Source organism: Microcoleus sp. MON1_C1 (assembly GCF_036701945.1).
Classification (GTDB): domain Bacteria; phylum Cyanobacteriota; class Cyanobacteriia; order Cyanobacteriales; family Microcoleaceae; genus Microcoleus.
On record NZ_JAUBRO010000019.1, the window covers coordinates 1 to 8,156 of the forward strand.

7 protein-coding genes are annotated in these 8,156 nt (G+C 46.2%); 2 read left to right on the top strand and 5 right to left on the bottom strand.

The annotated features are described in order from the left end of the window. Positions 1 to 424 precede the first annotated feature (424 nt). From QUA62_RS12725 to sufB, 5 genes are all read right to left on the bottom strand, one after another. Positions 425 to 1,186 carry a DUF4184 family protein gene (locus tag QUA62_RS12725; RefSeq protein ID WP_333404414.1) on the bottom strand — a complete coding sequence of 254 codons (762 nt, stop codon included), beginning with the start codon at positions 1,184 to 1,186 and terminating at the stop codon, positions 425 to 427. 65 nt (positions 1,187 to 1,251) lie between these two features. Beyond that, a complete protein-coding gene (locus QUA62_RS12730; protein WP_333404416.1) occupies positions 1,252 to 2,514 on the bottom strand; it encodes a SufS family cysteine desulfurase in 1,263 nt (420 codons plus the stop codon). A gap of 121 nt (positions 2,515 to 2,635) precedes the next feature. Continuing rightward, complete coding sequence (gene sufD, locus QUA62_RS12735; protein ID WP_333404418.1) at positions 2,636 to 4,000, bottom strand: Fe-S cluster assembly protein SufD; 1,365 nt, start codon at positions 3,998 to 4,000, stop codon at positions 2,636 to 2,638. After that, positions 3,997 to 4,788, bottom strand: a complete 792-nt coding sequence (gene sufC / locus QUA62_RS12740; protein WP_333404419.1) for a Fe-S cluster assembly ATPase SufC — start codon at positions 4,786 to 4,788, stop codon at positions 3,997 to 3,999. Before sufC ends, sufD begins: the two co-directional genes overlap by 4 nt. Before the next feature lie 291 nt (positions 4,789 to 5,079). Beyond that, the gene (sufB, locus tag QUA62_RS12745) at positions 5,080 to 6,522 is read right to left on the bottom strand and encodes a Fe-S cluster assembly protein SufB (RefSeq protein WP_333103299.1); all 1,443 of its coding nucleotides are present in this window, start codon (positions 6,520 to 6,522) and stop codon (positions 5,080 to 5,082) included. Positions 6,523 to 6,710: 188 nt separating this feature from the next. On the opposite strand from sufB, the gene sufR reads away from it, so the two are divergent. Together sufR and QUA62_RS12755 are read left to right on the top strand one after the other, a co-directional pair. After that, entirely contained in the window at positions 6,711 to 7,415 is a 705-nt protein-coding gene (gene sufR / locus QUA62_RS12750) for an iron-sulfur cluster biosynthesis transcriptional regulator SufR (protein WP_333404421.1), read from the top strand. A gap of 82 nt (positions 7,416 to 7,497) precedes the next feature. Continuing rightward, entirely contained in the window at positions 7,498 to 7,905 is a 408-nt protein-coding gene (locus QUA62_RS12755) for a hypothetical protein (RefSeq protein ID WP_333404423.1), read from the top strand. Positions 7,906 to 8,156 lie beyond the last annotated feature (251 nt).

Here is an 8,156-nt window from a genome sequence, read left to right on the forward strand (position 1 = left end):
TTCCCTTTCATTTATTATCAAACTTTCCTATTTTACCATAGAAATCCATATTTACATCTCAAATGGAATTGCTATAGTGAATTAATGAGAATTAGGCGTAATAAACTACCATTTTTTCAGAGGGGTATGAGAGCTATGTCCTTGATTTTATCAATGTTTTGACGGGGTTGTCACCCCGTCAGGTTAAGGTCGTCAGTGCTCACCCTACAGATATAGTCTGTACGTAATTGCTGAGATCGCATTCTTCACTCTCTCCTCACTGATGAATCACAGGTGGGACGCGTCTCCCACAATACATCTAATGAATAAAGGGCGATCGCTCTTTGTTTTACGGCAGATGTAGGCGGATAGACGCTGATGAATGCCGATGAAGAAAGGGCGAGCACATTACCTGGCTTTTACAATTATTCCTCTCGCCCAACTTCTAGTTGAATGGCTGAAAACCTTTGAGCTTCCAGAATGCAGCCGAGTAGAACAAACAACCGAGAAATAAGCCAGAGATAAAACCAATAATTGATCTAACAACGATGCCTGAAAAACTTCCATCCTCAGCTAGGTGCAACTCCACAGCAATTAATGCCAAGATACAAGAGGTCAGCAAAATGCAGCCAGTTGCTAATAGTTTCCAGCGCACAGGCAGCGTTTCTTTACTTGGGCGAGGTTTAGTTTTGAGCAGCCACACCAAGAACCAAATCGACAAACCGCAGAGTCCGAATATGCCGCTTCCATATTGAAGTAATTTGTAGAGTGGCAGGGACATAATCTTAAATTGCAGAAGTGGAAATCTGACGACAAACCACCCAGTGGAATGAGTGAAATCATCCCACAAAATATGACTGATACCGCCGATCGCGATCGATGCTATAATTATTAAAAATTGTGAGAATGGGAAGAGGGAAAATCGCCCCATAGGTGGCAGTCTATCGGCTACGTAGGAGGGAGCAAGTGCCCGTAGCGGATACTTTAAAACCCAGTGAAACACTAGCAAAAGAACTAGCGAACAGGGCAAACCTTCGACGAATACTCCTGGCACACTGTGCCCGATCGTTCTGACTGGTTTCAGGGCGATAAAATATTGCAAATCGGGTATCATTGTCCCAATTGCGAGAGCTAACAGATCCAATTTTCGTTTAGATAGCAACCAGATGGGAGCTGCTGCGATTGGATGTGCGAGTGTAAAAGGCATTCTGCTAAACTTAACCGTGAAAAAAAATTTGTTAACTGAGGTGGGCAAATACCCACCTCAGCAACTTATCCCATAATCCCACCAAAAAAGTCGATCGTCTCTTTCAACGCTTTCACAAACACATCAATCTCCTCGCGAGTATTGTAAAAATACAAACTGGCTCTGGCAGTAGATGAAACGTTCAAATAGCGGTGCAAAGCTTGCGTGCAGTGATGCCCGGAACGAATCGCGACTCCCTCCTGGTCTAACATGGTAGACAAGTCTTGAGGGTGAATTTCTCCGGCTGTAAATGCCGCCAAAGCTGCCCTACCTTCGCCGTTAATGTCGGGTTGTGGGCCGTAAATTTTGATTTCTGGAATTTGCCGCAATTGTTGGAACATATAAGCCGTTAATTCAGCTTCGCAAGCGTGAATCTTATCCATGCCAATGTTACTCAGATAATCGATGGCTGCGCCGAGGGCGATCGCCTCGCCGATCGCAGGCGTCCCCGCCTCAAATTTGTGCGGCAAATCGGCATAGGTGGAATAATCGAGAAACACGTCAGCAATCATCTCGCCGCCGCCGAAAAACGGAGGCATTTCTCTCAGCAAGTCGAGTTTACCGTACAGAAAACCGATGCCAGTCGGAGCGCACATTTTGTGGCCGGAAGCAACCAGCCAATCGCAATCTATTGCTTGCACGTCTACTATCATGTGCGGCACGCTTTGACAAGCATCAATTAAAACTCTTGCGCCGAAACTGTGGGCAATTTTGCAGATTTCTTTGACTGGACTGATGCAGCCTAAAGTATTAGAAACGTGAACGGTTGACACCAATTTAGTTTTATGGGAAATCAGCGTTTTAAACTGTTCCAAATCAAACTCGTTAGTTTCGGTTAACTCGACAAACTTCAGTACCGCACCAGTTCTTTGAGCAATCATTTGCCAGGGAACGAAATTGCTGTGGTGTTCCATCACCGACAGAATAATTTCATCTCCCGGTTTGAGATTGGTCAAACCCCAAGAATAAGCAACCAAATTAATCGCTTCGGTGGCGTTGCGAGTATAGACAATTTCTTGCCGCGACGCCGCATTCACAAAAGCCGCAACTTTGTCTCTAGCAGCTTCGTAAGCATCAGTCGCTTTGGCGCTGAGAGTGTGAGATCCCCGGTGGACATTAGAATTGTATTTCTCGTAGTAGTCGCGCCAAGCATTGATGACAGCTAGAGGTTTTTGAGAAGTAGCTGCATTGTCTAAATAAACTAGCGGTTTACCGTTGACTTTTTCATTCAAAATTGGGAAGTCGCCGCGAACTTTTGATGCAAGTGTTTTTTCTTGAATAAGTGTCATAAATTTCAGAAGTTAATAATGATTTGGGCGCGGTTGTTGCTGATTATGGGCGGGCTAGAAGCCCACCCCACAAGAACATTTAATGTTTGTAGAACAGGCTTCTAGCCTCTGGGTGATTCTTTTATCCTGGGATAGCCACGCAGGTAGAAAGCATTTTCGCCACGCCAATAATTGGCAACTGATTGAGCATTTCTGCTGCAAAAGCATCGATTAGCAAATAGCGGCTTTTTTCTAAATCCAAACCGCGACTTTGCAAGTAGAAAAGCTCATCATCTTCTAACTGGCTGACAGTTGCACCGTGGGAACATTTAACGTTGTCGGCGACAATTTCTAACTGCGGTTTAGTGTCTACGCGAGCTCTCGGCGACAACAACAAATTCCGGCTCAATTGTCCGGCATCTGTCAATTGTGCGGCTTTGCGAACGAAAACTTTGCCGTTAAATACTGCGCGAGCTTTGTTGCCGACAATGCACTTGTGCAATTGGCGACTTGTACCGTGTGGGTGATTGAAATCGATTAAACTGTGAGTGTCAGATAACTGTTCCCCAAAGGCTACGCTTAAGCCGTTTAGAGTTGTTTCAGTGGCTTCGCCGCGCTGAAAAACTTCTAAATTGTGCCGCGAGATTTTGCCTCCCAAGCTGATAGCATGGCAAGTATAACGGCTATTACGAGATTGCTCGATCGCACTTTTGCCGATATGAACAACCTCTCCACCTTCCCGCTGCAGCCGAACATGATTCACAGTAGCGTTTTCGCCGACAACAACATCGGTTACAGCATTCGTAAATGCAGCGACATTACCGATAGTTGCGTAATCCTCAACCAGGGTCACGCTGCTTCCAGGCTCAGCTATAATTAAGCAGTGCGGCTGGCACATCGTGGGAGATGCACCAGGCGCTGTCAGGAACAGCAAGTGAATCGGAAGGTCGATCGACATATTGGCCGGCACGAACACCACCGCAGAATCAGCCAAACCCGCAGTATTCAGCGCGGTAAACACCTCGGTTTGCTGTCTGTGCTTGCTCAAAACCTCGCTGATGCGCCCTTGATATTTTTCGGGTACATTGGATAGATTACCTGCGTAAAAGTCGATCCTCTTCGAGGGCTCCGCTAACGGCAAATTCGGAAAAACCGACGACTCCACCGTTGACAAATCCGGCGCATAAAAACCGTTGACAAATACCAATCTTAAGGGTAAATCATCCCGATTTTTCACTGGCATAATGATATCAGCCAGCTTAACTTTTGACTGATTGCTCTGGGGTATATGAAAAGGAATTTGTAACACCGACGACAAATCAGTAAAGCGCCATTCTTCATCCCTCACCGTCGGAAAAGTCGAAGAAAGCACGTATTCAGTCGCCACATCCCGCAAACCCTGCAACCCGTAAGCCGGAGTTTTGCTATTAGCAGCCTCCAACTTGCTGCACTGATTCACCAAATCAGTCAAAAACATTTCCCTACTAGCAACTTGCGTATTCATCATCGCGCGCCTACTCCTGCTGCTTCCTCTTCCACAACCCAGTCATAACCGCGCTCTTCCAATTCCAGCGCCAACTCTTTCGGGCCAGTCGTGATAATTCTGCCGCCTTCCATGACGTGAATAAAATCAGGAATAATGTAATTCAGCAACCGCTGATAGTGAGTAATCACCAACATCGAATTTTCAGCAGTTGACAACTGATTCACACCGCCGGCGACAATCTTGAGAGCATCGATATCCAAACCCGAATCAGTCTCATCCAGAATAGCTAATTTCGGTTCCAACAACGCCATTTGCAAAATTTCATTGCGCTTTTTCTCGCCGCCGGAAAAACCCTCATTTACGCTGCGGCCTAAAAAAGAATCATTCATCTTGACAATATCCAGCTTGTCCTCGATTAAATCTTGGAAATCAAAAGCATCCAATTCTTCCAAGCCGCGATGTTTGCGGTGAGAATTGTAAGCCACGCGCAAAAAATCCAGATTGCTAACGCCGGGAATTTCTAAAGGATATTGAAAAGCCAGAAATATGCCAGCCAGAGAACGTTCTTCCGGCGCTAATTCCAGCAAATTTTGACCTAGAAAAGTAACTTCTCCGCCCGTTACCGTATAAGCAGGATGGCCAGCTAATATCTTGGATAAAGTGCTTTTCCCCGAACCGTTCGGGCCCATAATCGCGTGAATTTCACCCGATTTAATTTCCAAATTCAAACCCTTAAGGATTTGGGTATCTTCCACATTCGCCGTTAAATCGCGGACGGATAGCACCACTTGACTATTTTCTACAATCATCTATTTTTGTCCTTTTCCTCAATGCACTTTACAGTTTTTTCTTCTCGTTTTTCTCGTTCCTAGGCTTTGTCCATTGGTGACAAATTAACGTGAAACCGATAGTCCGCCAGGGAATGAATTCCCTGTCTCAAAGCTAAAGTCCTCTGAAGAGGACTGAGAAGAAATTTTTTAAACTCATTAGTCCTCTTTAGAGGACTTTAGCTATTAGCCAGGGAATTCATTCCCTGGCGGACGGTGGGCTTAAGTTGTCACCGATGGACTCGGCCTGGAAGGCTTTCTTGCCCGCCAAAATTATCCGACACTTCCTTCCAGCTTCAGACTCAACAGCTTATCAGCTTCCGCCGCAAATTCCATCGGCAACTGATTGAAAACATCTTTACAGAAACCGCTAATCATCATCGAAATAGCATTTTCTGCAGAAATTCCCCGCTGTGCGAAGAAGAATAATTGCTCTTCCCCAATCTTAGAAGTTGAAGCTTCGTGTTCCACTTTAGCAGTGTGGTTCTGCACTTGAATATAAGGGAAAGTATTCGCTTGAGCGTTATCCCCAATCAGCATGGAATCGCACTGAGAGTAATTGCGAGAGCCTTTAGCATTAGGCCCCATTTTCACCAAGCCGCGATAGCTGTTCGATGAATTACCCGCAGAAATTCCCTTAGAAATAATCGTGCTGCGAGTATTTTTACCAACGTGGATCATTTTGGTGCCGGTGTCAGCTTGCTGCTTGTTATTTGTCAGCGCTACCGAGTAGAATTCGCCTACCGAGTTGTCGCCGACTAACACGCAACTGGGGTATTTCCAAGTAATTGCGGAACCGGTTTCTACTTGTGTCCAAGAAATCTTAGAATTAACTCCCTGACACAAGCCCCGTTTCGTCACGAAGTTGTAAATGCCGCCTTTGCCGTTGGCGTCGCCGGCGTACCAGTTTTGCACTGTGGAGTATTTGATGTCGGCATTGTCCATTGTTACCAATTCCACGACGGCGGCGTGCAGTTGATTGGTGTCAAACATCGGCGCGGTGCAGCCTTCTAGGTAAGACACAGAACTGTTTTCTTCTGCAACAATTAGGGTGCGCTCGAACTGGCCGGAATCTCCGTTGTTGATGCGGAAATAGGTTGACAGTTCCATCGGGCATTTGACGCCTTTGGGAATGTAAACGAAGGAACCGTCGCTGAATACGGCGGAGTTGAGGGCTGCGAAAAAGTTATCGCCGACTGGTACGACGCTGCCGAGATATTTTTCTATTAATTCGGGATAATCTTTGACGGCTTCTGAGATGGAACAGAAAATAACACCATCTTTTGCTAACTTTTCTCTAAATGTTGTGGCAATTGAAACGCTGTCGAAAACGGCATCGACGGCAACATTTCCCAGCCGCTTTTGTTCGGATAGGGGAATGCCGAGTTTCTCGAAGGTTTCTAGCAGTGTTGGGTCAACTTCGTCCAAACTGTTGAGCTTTTTAGGCTTTTGTTTGGGCGCGGAATAGTAGATAATTTGTTGGTAGTCGATCGCGGGATAGTTGACGTGGGGCCAGGTGGGCTCGGTCATTGTCAGCCACTTGCGGTATGCTTTGAGGCGGAATTGCAGCATGAATTCCGGTTCGTTTTTCTTGGCGGAAATCAGGCGGACTACATCTTCGCTCAAGCCGCGGGGGATGGTGTCTGACTCGATGTCGGTGACGAAACCGTATTTGTAGGGCTGGTTGACTAAGGTTTTGACTGTGGTAGAACTCATTATTTTGCGTGTTCAGTGTTCTAGATAATGCTCTCTGGATGGCAGACGGGGCAATGCCTGTCTGGGCTTGAGCGAGTTCTGCTGGACTGCTCTGGGAAGTTAAACAACAATTTTGTTGCTTTACTATATTTTAAGCTACATTAACAATAGTGATATTGTCAAAGTCAAATTAATAATTTTTTGTGAAGATGATGGAGACTACTCAGCAGACTTCCACGAAACAAGAGATCCTGCAATATTTGCTCAAGGGGGGGCAGGGGACGGCTCTTGAGTTGGCGGAGTCTTTGGATATCAGCCCGCAGGCAATTCGCCGTCACTTGAAGGATTTGGAAGCGGAAGGGCTGATTCAGTATCAGTCGGTTCAGGCTGGGATGGGGCGGCCGCAGCACATTTATGAGCTTACCAGTCAGGGGCGCGATCGATTCCCGAATCGTTACGGCGATTTTGCAGTCTCTTTTTTGGATACTTTGGCGGAAACCGTCGGCCGCGAGCAAGTGATTACTATCCTGCGAAAACAGTGGCAGCGCAAGGCTACGGACTACCGGCGGCTAGTGGGTACGGGTTCCCTGCAAGAACGGGTGACTAAGTTGGTGGAACTTCGCAGGGCTGAGGGTTACATGGCTGAGTGTTATCCTGTAGAATCTGTAGAGGTTGGGATGTGCGATCGCGCTGGTTTGGGCGATCGATTTGTGTTGATGGAACACAACTGCGCGATTTCTAATGTTGCTGAAACTTTTCCGAGTGTGTGTGGCAATGAGTTGGAAATGTTTGCAGCGGTTTTGCCGGATTGTATTGTGGAGCGGACTCACTGGATTATTAATGGGGAACACCGCTGCGGTTATTTGATTGCAAGGAAGAAGGATGAAGGAAGAAGGATGAAGGAAGAAGGATGAGAATTTCCAATTCCCAATTACCACTCCTAAATTCCAATTACTAATTACCAATTACTAATTACCAATTACCAATTTTTAATATATGGAACCGCTAGCAGATTTTTTAAAGCCGGAAGAGTGTGCCGAAGTTGATATGGCGCTGCTGTCGTCGAAGGAAAAGTTTTCGGCGCGGGTGGCAATTTATGCTTTGAGGGTGCTCAAGCAAATTTCTGGGGAGACTGGTTTGCCGGTGGCTGAGGTGACTAATGGGCAGGTGATGGATTGGATTAAGAATGATGAGAGTATTAAAGGGTCGATCGAACTTGATGCTAGTTTTGAAAACTTTTTTACAAATTTGGTGGTGGCGTCTTTGCGGCCTTTGAGGCAAATTGCGACAGAAGCCGAGAGCCCGATCGAACAATTAACAGTTAAGCAGGTCGTGGCTTGGTTTGAGAAGGACGGGAAAATTCGCAGAGAACAGGGAACCGAGGCGGCTTTTTTGGACTTGTGAGTTAAAGGTCGATCTAGCACACTCCCAAATAATACGTCACACTCCGCTATTGGGGGCTGTTTCGGGCGATCTAAAAAAAACTTTTGACTTTGGGGTTGACAGACAAAGGAAAACTTGATAAGGTAATTAAGTCGAGCGAAAGAGATGCAGCGCATCAAGCTTAGCATTAAGCTAAACGCAGACACAGGATTAAAAGTTTTCAAAGCTTTCCTGGTGCTTATGATGTAATGGAACCACTCCGATCCATCCCG

Bases quoted from the DNA above. Each gene is read 5' to 3' on its own strand.
- QUA62_RS12730 (WP_333404416.1), bottom strand. From the start codon at position 2,514: ATGACACTTATTCAAGAAAAAACACTTGCATCAAAAGTTCGCGGCGAC.
- QUA62_RS12755 (WP_333404423.1), top strand. From the start codon at position 7,498: ATGGAACCGCTAGCAGATTTTTTAAAGCCGGAAGAGTGTGCCGAAGTT.
- QUA62_RS12725 (WP_333404414.1), bottom strand. From the start codon at position 1,186: ATGCCTTTTACACTCGCACATCCAATCGCAGCAGCTCCCATCTGGTTG.
- sufR (WP_333404421.1), top strand. From the start codon at position 6,711: ATGATGGAGACTACTCAGCAGACTTCCACGAAACAAGAGATCCTGCAA.
- sufB (WP_333103299.1), bottom strand. From the start codon at position 6,522: ATGAGTTCTACCACAGTCAAAACCTTAGTCAACCAGCCCTACAAATAC.
- sufC (WP_333404419.1), bottom strand. From the start codon at position 4,788: ATGATTGTAGAAAATAGTCAAGTGGTGCTATCCGTCCGCGATTTAACG.
- sufD (WP_333404418.1), bottom strand. From the start codon at position 4,000: ATGATGAATACGCAAGTTGCTAGTAGGGAAATGTTTTTGACTGATTTG.